The sequence below is a fragment of the Arthrobacter sp. 10T425 genome (assembly GCF_056393985.1).
On sequence record NZ_JBFTGZ010000006.1, the window covers coordinates 103,728 to 119,007 of the forward strand.

Here is a 15,280-nt window from a genome sequence, read left to right on the forward strand (position 1 = left end):
ACGTTACCTTTCGCCGGGCCCGCGCGGGCGGCGCCGGGCTGCCACCGCGTCTACAACGAGGGCCAGCATGAGCAGGAATGCCACCGGGAGGCCGTAGAGGGCCGTCGAGGTAATCCAAGCGGGCGCCACGGCATTGTTGAAGGCCATCGCCATGACAGCGCCGACGGCAACGAGGGACAGCACAGCAAGGGTGGCCGCTACGATCATCAAAGGCCGCCGGTAACGCGTCAGTGTCATGGGGGCAACGCTAACAGTCCGGCATCGCCCGCGCCTCAAGCCGTTAAAGTGAACCAGGCAGGATAACCTTGGAGATACAGACCAACACGGTCCGGGCAGTCATACCCTGAACCCGCGTATCCATGCGGATGCGGTGACCGCCGGCCGTGTCCCCGCAGAACGAAGAAGGTTGATTACGTGCCTACCGGCAAGGTCAAGTGGTATGACAAGGAAAAAGGCTTCGGATTCCTCGCGGGCGAGGACGGCCAGGAAGTCTTCCTGCCCAAGTCCGCGCTGCCCGAAGGCATCACGGAGCTCAAGGCCGGCACGCGTGTTGAATTTGGTGTAGCCGACGGACGCAAGGGTGCCCAGGCCCTGGGCCTGCGCGTGCTGGACAAGACGCCGTCCATCGCCAAGGCAAAGCGGCCCAGCGCCAAGGACCTTGCCCCGCTGGTCCAGGACCTCGTCAGCGTGCTGGATAACCTGTCCGGGACCCTGTCCGCGGGCAAGTACCCGGAAGGCAACAAGGGCAAGGCGATCGCAGCGGCCCTCCGTAAGGTTGCCGACGAGCTGGACGTATAAGGCTTTTGATGACTCAGGAACCTGATCAGTTGCCGGCGCCGGATGCCGGAACCGCAGCGCCCGCCGGGGCCAAAGCAACCGGCTCCAAGCAGGGAATCCGCCCGCGCGCCGGCGTGCCCGTCTGGCGCACCGGCAAGCCTGACGCCTTCCTGGCCGCCGCCGTCGACGTCGCCCGCACCGCGGTGGAGGGCATTGCCCCCGCCGAGCAGATCGGCGAGCACATCGGTGCCCGGAGCGAGGGCGACCGCCTGGTGACCCACCTGTTCGAATCCAGGCTCCCCGGATACCTGGGCTGGCAGTGGTACGCCGTGCTGACACGCAACTCGCGCTCCAAGGTGGTCACGGTGGACGAACTTGGGCTCCTGCCCTCCGAGGACTCCATCCTGGCACCGGCCTGGGTTCCGTGGGCCGAACGGGTCCGCCCGGAAGACGCGCAGGCTGACGAGGCTGCCGAGGCGCCGTCCGGTTCCGAAGCGCCGTCACAGGCGTCCGACGCCGACCAGCAGGATGACGCCGACGCCGACGCCGACGCCGACGCCGACGCCGACGCCGACGCCGCTGACGCCGACACTGACGCCGACGACGCCACTGACACCGACGACGACGAGCGGGAACGCTCCACGGGCGAGGCCGACTAGCGGTTGGAAGCGTCCGGGAGGGTGTCTGGGGAGGGCTGGGGCTGATGTCCACGTTCAAATCCCTGCACATCCTGAACTACCGGGTCTGGTTCGTCGGCGCCCTCATTTCCAACGTTGGCACCTGGATGCAGCGCACCGCCCAGGACTGGCTGGTGTTCGCCCACCTGACGGCGCACGATGCCGGGGCGGTGGGAATCACAATGGCCCTGCAGCTGGGCCCGCAACTCTTCCTGGCACCCGTGGCCGGGCTGGTCGCCGACCGGTTCAACCGCAAGAGGCTCCTGGTGCTGACGCAGTCCGCCATGGCGCTGCTGAGCGCGGGGCTGGGCATCCTGGTGGTCACGGGCGCGGCGCAGCTCTGGCACGTCTACGCCTTTGCCCTGATGCTCGGGGTGGTCTCCGCCCTGGACGCCCCCGTCCGGCAGACCTTCGTCTCGGAACTCGTCCAGGACGACTACCTGCCCAACGCAGTGGCCCTGAACAGCGCGTCTTTCAATGTTGCCCGGATGATCGGTCCGGCCGTCGCCGGCGTGCTCACGGCCGTCGTCGGGCCCGGCTGGGTCTTCCTCATTAATACGCTCACCTTTGTGCCCCTGTTGCTGAGCCTGGCGAAAATCCCGTCGTCGTCGCTGCGCCGGCTGCCGCGGGCACCGGCGGGCAAGGGCAGGATCCGGGAGGGGCTGCGCTATGTGAGGTACCGTCCGGATTTGGTCGTGGTGCTGGTGGCGATCTTCATCGTGGGAACTCTGGGGCTGAATTTCGCCCTGTTCATCGCGGCCATGGTGGGGACCGAATTCGGCCTGGACGCGGGGGCCTTCGGCCTGATGAATTCGATCATGGCCATCGGATCCGTCGCCGGGGCCCTGCTGTCCGCCGGGCGCGGCAAGCCACGGCTGCGGGTCATCTTCGGGGCGGCCGCCGCCTTCGGCGTGACCTCGGGCATCGCAGCGATGGCCCCGAACTACTTCTGGTACGGCGTCGCACTTGTGCCCGTGGGGCTGTTCGCGATCACCATGATGACGAGCGCCAACGGGTACGTCCAGACCACGACAGAGCCCGTAATGCGGGGCCGGGTGATGGCCCTCTACATGGCGATCTTCATGGGCGGAACCCCCCTTGGTGCGCCGCTCGTCGGCTGGGTGGCAAACACCGCCGGCCCCCGCTGGTCCATGGCGGTCGCGGCGGGCGCCGGCCTGCTGGCGGCCCTGATCGGGCTGGTGTGGATCATCCGCGCGAAGCACCTGCGGCTCCACTTCAACCGCCGCGCCCACGGGCTGCGGTACTTCCGCGTCGAAAGCCGGACCGGGGCGGCCGGTGCCGGCAGGGACGCGCTGCCGGAGGCACAGCAGGGCGGACGGACCTGAAACGACGACGGCGCCGTCACGGCTTAGGTTCTCAGGGGCCGTGACGCCGCCGGACGCAGGGCTACTTCTTCAGTTCCGCCACGACGAAATCGATGCACTCGAGCAGTGCCGAGACATCGTCGGGCTCGATCGCCACGAAGGTGGCGATGCGCAGCTGGTTGCGGCCCAGCTTGCGGTACGGCTCGGTGTCGACGACGCCGTTGGCGCGGAGCACCTTGGCGATGGCCGCGGCGTCGATCGAGTCATCGAAGTCGATCGTGGCGATCACGTTCGAGCGGTCCTCGGCCTTGGCCACGAACGGCGTGGCGTATTCGGACGCTTCGGCCCAGCGGTAGATGCGGCCGGCAGAATCCGTGGTCCGGCCGGCGGCGAAGTCCAGGCCGCCGTTGGCGTTGAGCCACTGCACCTGGGCGTCCAGGGTCACCAGGGTGGCCAGTGCGGGGGTGTTGTAGGTCTGGTTCAGCCGGGAATTGTCGATCGCCGTCTGGAGGTCAAGGAAGTCGGGAATCCAGCGGTCGCCGGCCTTGATCCGTGCCGCCCGTTCCAGCGCGGCCGGGGAGAACAGGCCCAGCCACAGGCCGCCGTCGGATGCGAAGTTCTTCTGCGGCGCGAAGTAGTACACGTCCGACTCCGCCACGTCCACGTCCAGCCCGCCCGCGGCCGAGGTCGCGTCCACGAGCACCAGCGACCCCTCGTCGGCGCCGGCCACCCGCTGGACGGGGGCGGCCACGCCGGTTGAGGTCTCGTTCTGCGGCCACGCATAGACGTCGACGCCGGCCTCCGCCCGGGCGGTGGGGCGGGTGCCGGGTTCGGCCTTGATGATGGAGGACTCGGCAAGGAACGGCGCCTTGTTGGTGGCGGAGGCGAACTTCGAGCCGAACTCGCCGAAGGACAGGTGCTGCGCTTTGTTCTCCACGAGCCCGAAGCTGGCAATGTCCCAGAACGCGGTAGATCCGCCGACGCCCAGCACGACTTCATAGCCTTCCGGTGCCCGGAAGAATTCGCTGAGGCCGCTGCGCACCGAGCCGACCAGGTTCTTCACGGGTGCCTGGCGGTGCGAGGTCCCCAGCAGCTTCGACGATGCCGCGGCCAGGGCGTCCATCTGTTCCGGCCGGACTTTGGACGGGCCGGCGCCGAACCGTCCGTCCTTGGGCAGGAGGTTGGCGGGGATCGTGATGCTGGTGTCGCTCACAGTGGCTCCAATTTTCGGCTGGTTCGTAGCGTGGCTGGGAGGTGGCGGGCAGGGATGGCTACCACGGACCCCCCTTTTCATTCTGCCTGTTTCATTCTGCCTGTTTTATTTTGCCTGACAGCTCCCGGCGATACGGAAAAAGGCCTGTCATAGTCCGGTCATTGAGACGCCGGGGACGGCCGGCCGGCTGGGGCTGGGATAATAGCTCCAGGTCGATCGAAAGATTATCCGGAGTAATTCAAAATAGGCTAGGCTGGCATGCGAACGTACGGCGGTTCCCGCCTGGGCGCATCCTGCATGCAGCCCGCACGCGGTACGGTGGGAATGACGCTAGGACTGCGCTCGAGGAGCTGAGCTGAATGACGGATCTGATCGATACCACGGAGATGTATCTTCGGACCATTCTGGAACTTGAAGAAGAAAACATCGTTGCCCTCCGCGCCCGCATCGCCGAACGGCTCCGCCACTCCGGCCCCACTGTGTCCCAGACGATCGGCCGGATGGAGCGCGACGGGCTGGTGGTTGTTTCCGGCGACCGGCACCTTGAATTGACGGAAACCGGACGGAAACGTGCAATCGGTGTCATGCGCAAGCACCGTCTGGCCGAACGCCTCCTCGCGGACGTGATCGGGCTCGACTGGGCCTACGTCCACGAGGAAGCGTGCCGCTGGGAACATGTCATGAGCGAACGCGTCGAGCGAAGAATCTTCGAGATGCTCAACCACCCGACAGTCTCGCCCTACGGAAACCCTATTCCGGGGCTTGCGGATCTTGGCGGCGTTCCCAATGGCGCCCCCGTGGACAGGCCTGTGAACCTGCTGGAGGCCATGGCCGGCTACGGGGTAAGTTCCCGGGTTACGGTCAACCGGCTCGCGGAGCCGATCCAGGTGGAGCCGGAGCTTCTGGCCCAGCTCGACGAGGGCGGAATCAGGCCTGGCGCGCTTGTCTCGCTGGAGCGGGTGGGGGAGTACATCTCGGTCCGCGTCCCCGATATCGAAGGTGCCCTGGAACTGCCGCCCGAGGTTGCCGCGCACGTCTTTGTAACAGTCGCCTGACCAGCCACTACGCGCCGGTCATGGGACGACCCATGAGTTGTCCACAATTGCGGTTACGGATTTATTACCGGGCGGCTTAATCGCCTATAGTTAGTGCCCAGTACCGATACCAAAGCGTTACCTGATCCGAAGCCGAGCCCTGCCAGCGGATCAGTCGCAGAACTACCTCCTGGCAGGGGCGGGGGAACCACTTTCGGCTGCTACTTCGGCAGCCTTGGGGTGAAGTCCGTCAGCGGCAAGCAGCTTCCACCGAAGGATCCCCTGGGGATGCATCTGTGCGTGGCTGCTTGCAACGGCGGACCGGGTCTTTGATCTCTCTGACCCGAATCCGACAGCTAACTTCGCAGGCCATCCAGAGAGGAACCGTTCTTGACCACCCAGACCTCCAGGGGCCGTCGCCGCGCGACCGGTCCCGCACCGGAGCCGCGTCCCGTCGTCGCACACACGGCCGAACGCCCGCGGGACGTGCACCGGGATGAACGCCGTCGCCGTCGCAGTCCGTTCCGCCAGGTCACGGACTTTGCCGCGGCCAGCGGGGTCGGGCAGAAGGCCGGGATCGCCCTGGCCGCAACTGGTCTGGTTCTGACCGTGACGGTCCCCGTCACGAGCCCGGTGATGGCTTCGAATCCGGGCGGGTCCGGCGCGCTCTCCGCTGCCGTGCAGCCGGATGTCACCGCTGCCGCCGCCGCCAAAGTCGACTTCAACCGCACGGCCGTCACCACGAAGGGCGATCCGGACGGGAAACTCAAGCAGCTGCTGAGCGCCCAGTCTGTGGGCACCATCACCCGCGCGGCATCGGCCGGCACCCTGGGTGCGCCGCTCGACCAGCTGGTCACGGCCTCGCCCTTCGGCTACCGTGTCAGCCCCATTACCGGGGGCGCGGGGGAGTTCCACCGCGGCCAGGATTTCGCCGCCCAGTGCGGCACGGCGGTCCACGCGGCCGCCAGCGGCACCGTGACCTTCAACGGCTGGCATCCCTTCGGCGGGGGGAACCGCGTGGTCATCGATCACGGCAACGGCCTGGAGACCACGTACAACCACCTGTCCTCGGCCTCGGTCAAGGTCGGCCAGAAGGTTTCCCGCGGTGACGTCGTCGCCATGAGCGGAACCACCGGCGCCTCCACGGGCTGCCACCTCCACTTTGAAGTGATGGTCAACGGCGATGTCGTTGACCCGCTCGGCTGGCTCTAAAAAGACGATGGGCTGCTCTCAACTTCCTGTGACACGCCGTGATCTGAATGTGACATTGGATCCGGACTGCTGTAGGGTTTGAAGCACGCCAACTTTTCCGAAGTTGGCGCTCTTGAGTGGATTGCCTAGCTCTGCCACCGCTCAAGGTCCGTTCGCATTACATCGTCTGGCAGGGGCGGGGGAACCAATTTTGGCCTTCGAAAGAAGGCCTTGGGGTTAAGTCGCAAAGCTTCCCAGGAAGCAGCGCGGCCGGGTGACTCCCATCCGAATCCGACAGCTCACCTCGTAGGCATTGGGAGAGGCTACTTTCGTGTCTTCACGCCACAATTCTGCGCGCATGCGCACCGGCGAGGCTCTGTCGAGCCCGCTGGAATCCACATCACGTGCCGCCCTTGCCGGCGCCCGGATTGGATCACGTTCCGCAGGCTCAATCTCTAGCGAGCCCGGACAGCATGCAGTTTCCGCTTTTGGCGCGTCTTCGCAGTACACCCTTCGCTAAGTAACCCATTTCGGGGCGATCCGGCGTACCCCCAAGATGCCGGAGCGTCCTCAGTCCGCGCCCGAAAGCGCGCGGTCCAAGGATCACGAAAGAGAGAACTTAATGACTACTCGTGCAAACGTTGCACGGCACCGCGCCGAGGTCACCAAGACCAACTCGCTGGCTGTTATTGCTAAGGCTGTCGGCGACAACGCCGGCGGCGTGGGTCGTCAGGCTGCGGTCATCGCCGCAGCTTCCGGTCTGGTCCTGACCAGCGGAATCGCAGCCAACGCTGCTGAAACCAATGTTCAGCGCGAATCCACCTCCGCTTCGGCCCTGGAAGTCCAGTCCGCAGCTCCGGCCACCATCTCGGCCGCTTCCACCATCGCGATCTCCTACGAGAAGCCCGCCGTGACCACCACGCCGGCTCCCGTTGTCGAGGCTCCCAAGCCCGTTGTCAAGGTCCAGGACGCCACGGCCACCCGCGCCGGCGGCACCGAGCTTGGCGTCAGCGGCGGCGTCGCTGCCCAGGCCCCCGCTGGCATCGGAAGCGGCGCAGGCGCGACCATCGCCGCCGCTGCCTACGCACAGATCGGCGTGGCGCAGGACTGCACCGCCCTCGCCACCAACGCCCTGGCCGCGGCAGGCATCCACTACCACGGCTGGCCGGCAGGTTACCTGTCCCTGGGCCGCACCGTGAGCGCCGCCGAGGCACGCCCGGGCGACCTCGCTTACTACCAGAACGGCGGCGTGGGCATGGCTCACATCGCGGTCTACGTCGGCAACGGCATGGCAGTGCACGGCGGCTGGAACGGCGGCACCACCGCGCTGTACAGCGTCAACGTCGGCTCCGGCCCGGTCTTCATCCGCGTCGGCGCCTAAGCACGAACCCCAGCATTCCGAAAGACCCCCGCCTGCAGGCGGGGGTCTTTTGCGTTGCCGTGCAGTGAACTTTCCGCGCCCGGGACCGCACCGGTGAAAAAATATTCGGTGATCCGGCACTTGAGTGTTTACTCTTGTGTTGTCGATCCATAGCCCGACCATGCAGAGGGCAGCCGGCCCTCGTGCCGCTGGCGGGTGCGGCCGTGAAGAGGTATGCGGATGCGCACTCTCGTTCTGAATGCTGGATATGAACCGCTGGCGGTCATCACCTTCCGCCGGGCGCTCGTCCTTGTCCTGACCGGAAAGGCCAGCGTGGTGGCCGAAGGGGACGACCCCGTGGTCGGCCCCCAGGACATTTTGGGCCGCCCGTCCGTGATCCTGCTGAACCGCTACATCCGGCCCAGGTACAACACAATGACTGCGGTGAGCCGCCGCGGCGTGCTGCGCCGGGATGCCCACCGCTGCGCGTACTGCGGCAAGGCTGCCCACACCATCGACCACATCCAGCCCAAATCGCGGGGCGGGGCCGACTCCTGGGAGAATCTGGTGGCGGCGTGCCTGCGGTGCAACAACGCCAAGAGCGACCATACGCCGGCGGAGATGGGCTGGAAGATCGGTTTTGTTCCGGGCCCGCCAAAGGGTGCCATCTGGCAGATCAAGGAACTCGAGAAGCCGACGCCGGCCTGGGATCCGTTCCTGCTGCCTGAATCGGCTGCCTGATCTGCCCCCTTGCTGATTGATCAGCCGGTGAAGACGCTGCCGGCGCACGTGACGGCTTGTTCGGTGGCCGCTGGCGCCGCGCTAGGCTGAAACGATGGAGTTCGATGCCATCATTCTCGCCGGGGGGCGGTCCTCACGCCTCGGCGGCGTGCCCAAATCCGGGCTGGTCTACGACGGCGCCACCCTCCTGGAGCGGTCACTGCGGGCCGCCGGCGCGGCGGGGCGCACCGTCGTCGTCGGCCCCGACCCCGGGGGCCTGCCCGGCGGCGTCCTGACCTGCCGGGAAGAGCCGCCCTTCGCGGGTCCGGCCGCAGCCATCGCGGCGGGGCTGGCCGCCCTGGCCGCCGATCACGCGAGCCGGCACGCAGCAGCCGCGCCCTATACCCTCGTCCTGGCGTGTGACATGCCCCGGTCGGAAGGCGCGGTCCATGCCCTGGCCGAGGCGCTGGCCGCGTCCGGTGCAGGCACGCCGGAAAGGGACGCGGCCGACGGCGTCATGGCCGTCTCGGCCGACGGCCGGAAACAGCCGCTCGCGGGCTTTTATGGCACGGCCGTGCTACATCGTTCTGTCGCGGACGCCGCGTCCCGGGACCGGCTGGAAAACGCGTCGGTGTTCGCCCTTCTTGCTAGGCTGGACGTGCGGGAAGTTCGCGTTCCCCCGGGTTCCACGGATGACGTCGACACCTGGGATGACGCGTCCGCACTGGGGGTATCCGGCAGGATTCCCGACGGCGGTCCGGGCTCCGGCCCGGCTCTGCACAGCTGAACTCGACCATGGAGGCAAACGGTGAAAAGCCAGGACGAAACACTGGAAGACTGGTGCCGTGCCCTGCTCCAGGCCCTGGAGCTGGACGACGTTGAGATTGACGTGAATGAGGTCCTCGCCCTGGCCGGCGTGGCCGCCCATTCCGTGGTGCGCCCGGCGGCACCGCTGACCACATTCATTGCCGGCTTTGCGGCCGGCCTGGCCTCAGGCTCCGGGCAGGCCACGGACTCCGTGTCCATGGAGTCCGCGATGGCCGTGGCCCGCCGGCTCGCCAAGGACTACGCAGCCGCCGAAACTTCCGGGGCATGACGGCTGCGGCCCCGGACGGCAACGGCCCCGCTGCCCCTGGCAGAGATGGCGGTGAAGATGGCGTCAACGATACCGGCGGAAATGGCGTCGGAACTGGCGGTGGAGAGGCTCCCGTAGACGGCCCTGGTGGCCCTCACATCGCGGCGCACCAGGATGCAGCGGGCGAAGACACTGCGGACCAGGATGCAGCGGACGAGGAGGCAGGGGACCAGGGCGCCGCGGACCAGGACGCCGCGGACCAGGACGCCGCGGACGAGGACACTGCCGCGGAGCCGCACAGGCACCTGGCCCACACGTGGCAGGAGGCCCGGCAACTCGCGTTCGAGTGCGCCGTTCCCATCCCGGCCGCCCCTGTTCCGCTGCGGCAGACGCTCGGCCGGACGCTCGCGGCGGACGTCGTTGCCCGGCAGGACATGCCCCATTACGCTTCCTCTGCCATGGACGGCTGGGCCGTCAACGGCAGCGGCCCCTGGATCCTGGCCGAACCCGGCCAGCGTCTGGCACCACATCAGGGCAGCCCGATTGCCACCGGCGGCCTCATCCCGCCCGGGGCCAAGGCCGTGTTGCGCAGCGAAAGCGGCATCATCGACGCCGACGAGGACGGCCTGCCCGTCCTGAAGCTGGGCGGCACCGCGAAGCCGGGAGACCCGCGCAACGGCGACCACATCAGGAAGGCCGGGGAGGAAGCCGCCGCCGGGGACGTACTGATCAAGCGCGGCACGGTCCTGAACCCGGCCCATCTGGCCCTCGCCGCGCTGGCCGGAAGTGACACCCTTCCCGTGCTCGGCAAGGCCGTGGTCCGCCTCGTTTTCACTGGCTCCGAGGTCGTGACGAGCGGGATACCGGCACCCGGGCAGGTCCGCGACACCTTCGGACCCCAACTGGCCGCCGTGGTGGGAATGCTCGGCGGGATCTGTACCGAAGAAGTGAAAGTCGGCGACACCTACGCCGAGTGGCTCGCCGCCCTCGAGGACACCGATCCTGCCGGTGAAAACCTGCCTGCCGACGTCGTGGTCACCACCGGCGGCACGGGGCGCTCCGGGACAGACCACCTCAGGCGCTCGGTCGCCGAGCTCGGCGGCCGCCTGCTGATCGACGGAATCGCCATGCGCCCGGGCCACCCCGCCGTGCTGGCCGAGCTGCCGGACGGCCGTTACATCCTCGGCCTGCCAGGAAACCCGCTAGCGGCCATGATGGCGCTGTCCACGATCGGTGCCCCACTCCTGGCGGCACTCGGGCACAGCGCGATCCCCCCGCTCAGCGAGGTGCCCTGCGGCTCGACAATTGACGCCGACCCGGGCCGGACCCGGCTCATGCCCTTCCGGCTGCTCTATGGCATGGCATCGCCGGCGCAGCACACCGGCCCGGGAATGATGCGGGGGCTGGCCGCCGCCGACGGTGTGCTGGTGGTCCCGCCCCATGGCGTGCAGCTGGGGGAACTGGTCCCCGCCTTCGCCCTCCCGTGGGGTGCGCCGTTGCCTGACGCGTCGGCAGCGGCCGCCGAACAGAAGCCGGCGGCGAAGCGGACCGCCAGGAAAACCTCGGCCAGTGACGGGCCGGTGGACTGGAGTGCCCTTTTGGGCTGAGTCCTGGCCCGCTGCGCCGGCGCGGAGACAAGGCACGCCGCCAGGATCAGGCACTTACAATGATGGAACCAGCCAAAGATTCAAACAGCCGCTAGCTTCAAACAGCGGCACACTATGTTGCTTAGGAGCACCGGATGGGCCGTGTGACACAGCGCCGCAAGGTGCACAAGATCGTCCTGGACGGGTCCCCGCAGGCCCTCGAATTCCCGGTCCGGCACCGGGAGGACGTCCTTGCCGTCGAGGAACCGCTGGAAATCCGGCTCGGCAACATGTCATTCTCCGTCACCATGCGAACGCCGGGCAATGACTTCGACCTCGTCGCAGGCTTCCTCGTCTCGGAGGGGATCATCTGGGCTCCCGAACAGCTGGTCTCGCTCAGGTTCTGCGCCGGCGAAGACGCCGACGGCATGCAGACGTTCAACGTGGTGGAGGCCCAGCTCAGGCCCGACGTCGTACGACCCCATACCGGACGCAACGTCTTCACCTCCAGTTCCTGCGGCATCTGCGGCACTGACTCGATCGATGCCGTACGGAAGTCCTCGCACTACAGCCCGGCACACGATCCGCTGACCGTCCCCGTCGAAACGCTCGCGGCCCTCCCGGACGCCCTCCGGTCCGCCCAGGAGGTCTTCGAAGTCACCGGCGGCGTGCACGCCGCCGGGCTCTTCAGGATCTCCGACGACGGCTCGGCCGAATTGCTGTGCCTGCGCGAAGACGTGGGCCGGCACAACGCGGTGGACAAGGTGGTGGGCTGGGCGCTCCGCGAAGGCCTGCTCCCGCTCCGGGGCACCGTACTGCAGGTGTCCGGCCGTGCATCGTTCGAGCTCGTCCAAAAGGCTGCCCTCGCCGGCATCCCGGTCCTCGCCGCTGTCAGTGCCCCCTCCAGCCTGGCCGTCGAGCTCGCCGAGGCCAGCGGGATGACACTGGCCGGGTTCAGCCGCGGGACCAGCCTGAACGTGTACGCGGGCCAGCAACGCGTAGCCGTTCCGGCGCCCGCGGCCGGCTAGGGGCAACAGTTGGCCAACGGGTTCTCCGCGGCGTAAGTTTTATCCATCGATTGGAGTCGATCGGACCCCCCAGCGCTGAAGAGGATCACATTGCACGACGACCGCCGTCTTACGGAAGTCCGGCTGGACCGCTTTCTGCGTGACCGGATCGGCCCGGCCGTCTACCCGCGCAGCGTGCCGCTGACGCTAAGTAACTGGGACGCGCCGGACGAACCCGTGCCGGTGCTCGAGGCCCTGCGGCAGGAGTTCACGCCCCAGGAACAAGGCGTGGCCTGGGGCCGGCCCTGGAGCACCAAGTGGCTCCGGCTCCGGGGTGAGGTGCCGGACGCCTGGGGAACCGCGGCCGGAACCTCCGTGGAAGTCCTCGTGGACCTCGGCTTCAGCGGCGACCTCCCGGGATTCCAGTGCGAAGGCATTGCCTGGCGGTCCGACGGGACCATCATCAAGGCGATCTCGCCGCGGAACCAGTACATCCCGCTCAAGGTCCTGGGCAGTGGCATGGCCGTTGACTTCTACGTCGAAGCCGCGGCCAATCCCGACTTGTCCCAGAACTGGACTTTCGCCGCCACCCCCTACGGCGACAAGGCGACGTCGGGCAGCGAGCCGAAGTACCGCCTCGGCAGGATCGCCATCGCCGAACGCAACCAGACCGTCTGGGAACTGCAGCAGGACATCCTCACGCTCAGCGGGCTGATGCACGAACTGCCCATGGACCTGCCCCGCCGCCACGACATCCTGCGGTCGCTCGAACGCATGCTGGACATCATGGACCCCGACGACGTTGCCGGGACCGCGGAGGCCGGACGGGCCGCCTTGGCCGGAGCCCTGTCCCGGCCGGCCTATGCCTCGGCGCACCAGCTTGTGGCCACGGGCCACGCCCACATCGATTCGGCCTGGTTGTGGCCGGTCCGGGAAACCATCCGCAAGTGCGCCCGGACGTTCTCCAACGTCGTGGCCCTGATGGACGAGAATCCCGATTTCATCTTTTCGTGCTCCTCCGCCCAGCAGCTCGCGTGGATGAAGGAGTACTATCCGGAGCTCTTCGGGCGCATCCGGGACAAGGTCCGCGCCGGCCAGTTCGTTCCCGTCGGCGGGATGTGGGTCGAATCCGACTCCAACATGCCCGGCGGCGAGGCCATGGCACGGCAGTTCCTCGAGGGTAAAAGCTTTTTCCTGGCCGAATTCGGGGTTGATTGCCAGGAGGCGTGGCTGCCGGACACCTTCGGGTATTCCGCTGCCCTGCCGCAGATCATCAAGGCCGCAGGCAGCCGCTGGTTCCTGACCCAGAAGATCTCCTGGAACCAGGTCAACAGGATGCCTCACCACACCTTCAACTGGGAGGGAATCGACGGCACCCGCATCTTCACCCATTTCCCACCGGTGGACAGCTACAACTCCGACCTCAGTGCCCGGGACCTGGCGCACGCAGAACGGAACTACCGGGACCACGGACGCGGAGGCACGTCGCTGGTTCCGTTCGGGTACGGCGACGGCGGCGGGGGCCCAACACGCGAGATGCTGGCCGCAGCGCAGCGCACGGCGGATCTGGAAGGATCCCCGAAGGTGCGGGTCGGCTCGGCGGCCAGCTTCTTCAGCCAGGCCCAGGCCGAGTATGAGCCCCTTCCGGTCTGGGTGGGGGAGATGTACCTGGAACTGCACCGCGGCACCTACACCAGCCAGGCCAGGACCAAGCTGGGGAACCGGCGCAGCGAGCACCTCCTCCGGGAAGCCGAGCTCTGGAGTGCCACCGCGGCTGTGCGGACCGGGCACCGCTACCCGGCTGCGGAGCTCAAGCGCCTCTGGCGGCTGGTCCTGCTGCAGCAGTTTCACGACATCCTGCCGGGAAGTTCCATCGCTTGGGTCCACCAGGACGCCGAACGGAACTACGCCGCCGTCGAACGGGGACTGGAAGCGATCATCACGAACGCCGCCGCGGCGGCCCTCGGCACCGGCAGCCGGGAATTCCTGCTCAACGCCGCCCCGCACGAGCGCCTGGGCGTGCCTGCCCTGGCGGCTGCTGAACCGGTCCGGCCCGGGCAGCCGGTAGAGGTCACTGAGGACGGCGGCGGCTACATCCTGGACAATGGCATCATCCGTGCCGTGGTGGATGCCCGCGGACTGCTGGTCTCCCTCACGGACCGGGCCACCGGACGCGAGGCGATTGCTCCCGGCGAGGTGGGAAACCTCCTGGAGCTGCACCGGGACACGCCCAATGAATGGGACGCGTGGGACATCGACGCCTTCTACCGCAGGAACGTCGTCCGTCTGGAACAGGCGCTTTCGGTGGCGCTGGAGCGCGACCCCCGGGGCGAAAACCCGGCCGCCGTCGTGGTGGTGGAGCGGATGGCCGGGTCCTCCGCGGTGACCCAACGGATTACACTAGCGCCGGGTGCAGACTCGCTCGCGATCACTACGGCCGTGGACTGGCAGGAGAGCGAAAAGCTGCTCAAGCTGGGTTTTGCATTGGATGTCAGGGCCGACCGGTCGGCGGCGGAGACGCAGTTCGGGCACGTGTTCCGCCCGACCCATGTCAACACGTCCTGGGAGGCCGCGAAATTCGAAATCTGCGCCCACCGCTGGATCCACGTCGCCGAGCCGGGCTATGGGGTGGCGATCTCCAACGCTTCCAGCTATGGCCACGACGTCACCCGCAATGTCCGGGAGGACGACGGCGGCACCACCACCACAGTGCGGCTCTCGCTCCTGCGGGCACCGAAGTTTCCGGATCCCGGCGCGGACCAGGGCAGGCACGAGCTGCACGTCACGGTCCGTCCGGGCGCCACGATCGCCGACGCCGTCGAAGAGGGCTACCGCACCAACCTGGCGCCGCGGATGGTGCACGGGGCGCACGGGGTGGAACCGCTGGTCACGGTGGTCAATCAGGCCCTTGTCATTGAAGCGGTCAAACTCGCTGAAGACGGTTCCGGGGATGTGATTGTCCGGTTCTACGAAGCACTGGGGGAGCGGTCCACCGGCGCGGTGAAGGCCAATTTCCCGGTCCGCGGGCTGCACGCCGTGGATCTGTTGGAACGGCCCGTCGATGCCCCGGGAGTGACGGCGGGCGGCAATTCCGCCGAGCTGACGTTGCGGCCCTTCCAGCTGGTCACGCTGAGGTTTGTGCGCTAACAGGCAGGGCCGCCTGACGCCGCCTTTCCCGCAGGGGAATCCGGCCCGCAGTGTCGGGGAATCCGAATACTGTCGGGAACAACCGGAAAACCCCTTAAACAGGCTGAGTGGGAGCGGTCCTACCGGACCGCTACCACTCATCCCCCCAATGGCGCTTGGACGGCTGCC

14 protein-coding genes and 2 riboswitches are annotated in these 15,280 nt (G+C 67.6%); of the genes, 12 read left to right on the plus strand and 2 right to left on the minus strand.

What is annotated here, in order from left to right:
- Positions 1–3 precede the first annotated feature (3 nt).
- Positions 4–237 carry a hypothetical protein gene (locus AC1DDH_RS09265; RefSeq protein WP_079555362.1) on the minus strand — a complete coding sequence of 78 codons (234 nt, stop codon included), beginning with the start codon at positions 235–237 and terminating at the stop codon, positions 4–6.
- A gap of 177 nt (positions 238–414) precedes the next feature.
- Here AC1DDH_RS09265 and AC1DDH_RS09270 point away from each other — a divergent pair, with 177 nt between their 5' ends.
- From AC1DDH_RS09270 to AC1DDH_RS09280, 3 genes are read left to right on the plus strand one after another with little or no spacing between them, the layout of a single operon-like run.
- On the plus strand, positions 415–798 hold the full coding sequence (locus AC1DDH_RS09270; RefSeq protein ID WP_120955117.1) for a cold-shock protein: 384 nt from the start codon (positions 415–417) through the stop codon (positions 796–798).
- Positions 799–806: 8 nt separating this feature from the next.
- On the plus strand, positions 807–1,436 hold the full coding sequence (locus tag AC1DDH_RS09275) for a DUF3027 domain-containing protein (protein ID WP_476955291.1): 630 nt from the start codon (positions 807–809) through the stop codon (positions 1,434–1,436).
- 44 nt (positions 1,437–1,480) lie between these two features.
- A complete protein-coding gene (locus AC1DDH_RS09280; RefSeq protein ID WP_476948358.1) occupies positions 1,481–2,800 on the plus strand; it encodes an MFS transporter in 1,320 nt (439 codons plus the stop codon).
- Positions 2,801–2,861: 61 nt separating this feature from the next.
- Here the strand turns inward: AC1DDH_RS09280 and serC are convergent, their stop codons facing one another.
- A complete protein-coding gene (serC, locus tag AC1DDH_RS09285; RefSeq protein WP_476955292.1) occupies positions 2,862–3,992 on the minus strand; it encodes a phosphoserine transaminase in 1,131 nt (376 codons plus the stop codon).
- 359 nt (positions 3,993–4,351) lie between these two features.
- Between serC and AC1DDH_RS09290 the strand changes: the two genes are divergently transcribed.
- From AC1DDH_RS09290 to AC1DDH_RS09330, 9 genes are all read left to right on the plus strand, one after another.
- A complete protein-coding gene (locus AC1DDH_RS09290; protein ID WP_476858024.1) occupies positions 4,352–5,047 on the plus strand; it encodes an iron-dependent transcriptional repressor DtxR in 696 nt (231 codons plus the stop codon).
- Positions 5,048–5,197: 150 nt separating this feature from the next.
- Positions 5,198–5,412: riboswitch (cyclic di-AMP (ydaO/yuaA leader) on the plus strand.
- A gap of 4 nt (positions 5,413–5,416) precedes the next feature.
- Entirely contained in the window at positions 5,417–6,238 is an 822-nt protein-coding gene (locus tag AC1DDH_RS09295; protein WP_476851273.1) for a M23 family metallopeptidase, read from the plus strand.
- 136 nt (positions 6,239–6,374) lie between these two features.
- A riboswitch (cyclic di-AMP (ydaO/yuaA leader) is annotated at positions 6,375–6,544 on the plus strand.
- A 295-nt stretch (positions 6,545–6,839) separates the two neighbouring features.
- Positions 6,840–7,598, plus strand: coding sequence for an NlpC/P60 family protein (locus AC1DDH_RS09300; RefSeq protein WP_230009730.1), 759 nt, complete (start codon positions 6,840–6,842; stop codon positions 7,596–7,598).
- A gap of 219 nt (positions 7,599–7,817) precedes the next feature.
- On the plus strand, positions 7,818–8,318 hold the full coding sequence (locus AC1DDH_RS09305) for an HNH endonuclease (RefSeq protein WP_026266867.1): 501 nt from the start codon (positions 7,818–7,820) through the stop codon (positions 8,316–8,318).
- A gap of 94 nt (positions 8,319–8,412) precedes the next feature.
- Positions 8,413–9,084, plus strand: coding sequence for a molybdenum cofactor guanylyltransferase (mobA, locus tag AC1DDH_RS09310; RefSeq protein WP_476858025.1), 672 nt, complete (start codon positions 8,413–8,415; stop codon positions 9,082–9,084).
- A gap of 21 nt (positions 9,085–9,105) precedes the next feature.
- The gene (locus AC1DDH_RS09315) at positions 9,106–9,393 is read left to right on the plus strand and encodes a DUF6457 domain-containing protein (protein ID WP_079555354.1); all 288 of its coding nucleotides are present in this window, start codon (positions 9,106–9,108) and stop codon (positions 9,391–9,393) included.
- A complete protein-coding gene (locus tag AC1DDH_RS09320; RefSeq protein ID WP_476955293.1) occupies positions 9,390–10,979 on the plus strand; it encodes a molybdopterin molybdotransferase MoeA in 1,590 nt (529 codons plus the stop codon). The genes AC1DDH_RS09315 and AC1DDH_RS09320 overlap by 4 nt, the downstream gene beginning before the upstream one ends.
- Before the next feature lie 134 nt (positions 10,980–11,113).
- Entirely contained in the window at positions 11,114–11,986 is an 873-nt protein-coding gene (gene fdhD / locus AC1DDH_RS09325) for a formate dehydrogenase accessory sulfurtransferase FdhD (RefSeq protein WP_476955294.1), read from the plus strand.
- Between the two features lie 90 nt (positions 11,987–12,076).
- Positions 12,077–15,112, plus strand: a complete 3,036-nt coding sequence (locus tag AC1DDH_RS09330) for an alpha-mannosidase (RefSeq protein ID WP_476955295.1) — start codon at positions 12,077–12,079, stop codon at positions 15,110–15,112.
- Positions 15,113–15,280: the final 168 nt, after the last annotated feature.

Bases quoted from the DNA above. Each gene is read 5' to 3' on its own strand.
- AC1DDH_RS09265 (WP_079555362.1), bottom strand. From the start codon at position 237: ATGACACTGACGCGTTACCGGCGGCCTTTGATGATCGTAGCGGCCACC.
- AC1DDH_RS09275 (WP_476955291.1), top strand. From the start codon at position 807: ATGACTCAGGAACCTGATCAGTTGCCGGCGCCGGATGCCGGAACCGCA.
- AC1DDH_RS09280 (WP_476948358.1), top strand. From the start codon at position 1,481: ATGTCCACGTTCAAATCCCTGCACATCCTGAACTACCGGGTCTGGTTC.
- AC1DDH_RS09290 (WP_476858024.1), top strand. From the start codon at position 4,352: ATGACGGATCTGATCGATACCACGGAGATGTATCTTCGGACCATTCTG.
- AC1DDH_RS09300 (WP_230009730.1), top strand. From the start codon at position 6,840: ATGACTACTCGTGCAAACGTTGCACGGCACCGCGCCGAGGTCACCAAG.
- AC1DDH_RS09305 (WP_026266867.1), top strand. From the start codon at position 7,818: ATGCGCACTCTCGTTCTGAATGCTGGATATGAACCGCTGGCGGTCATC.
- mobA (WP_476858025.1), top strand. From the start codon at position 8,413: ATGGAGTTCGATGCCATCATTCTCGCCGGGGGGCGGTCCTCACGCCTC.
- AC1DDH_RS09320 (WP_476955293.1), top strand. From the start codon at position 9,390: ATGACGGCTGCGGCCCCGGACGGCAACGGCCCCGCTGCCCCTGGCAGA.
- fdhD (WP_476955294.1), top strand. From the start codon at position 11,114: ATGGGCCGTGTGACACAGCGCCGCAAGGTGCACAAGATCGTCCTGGAC.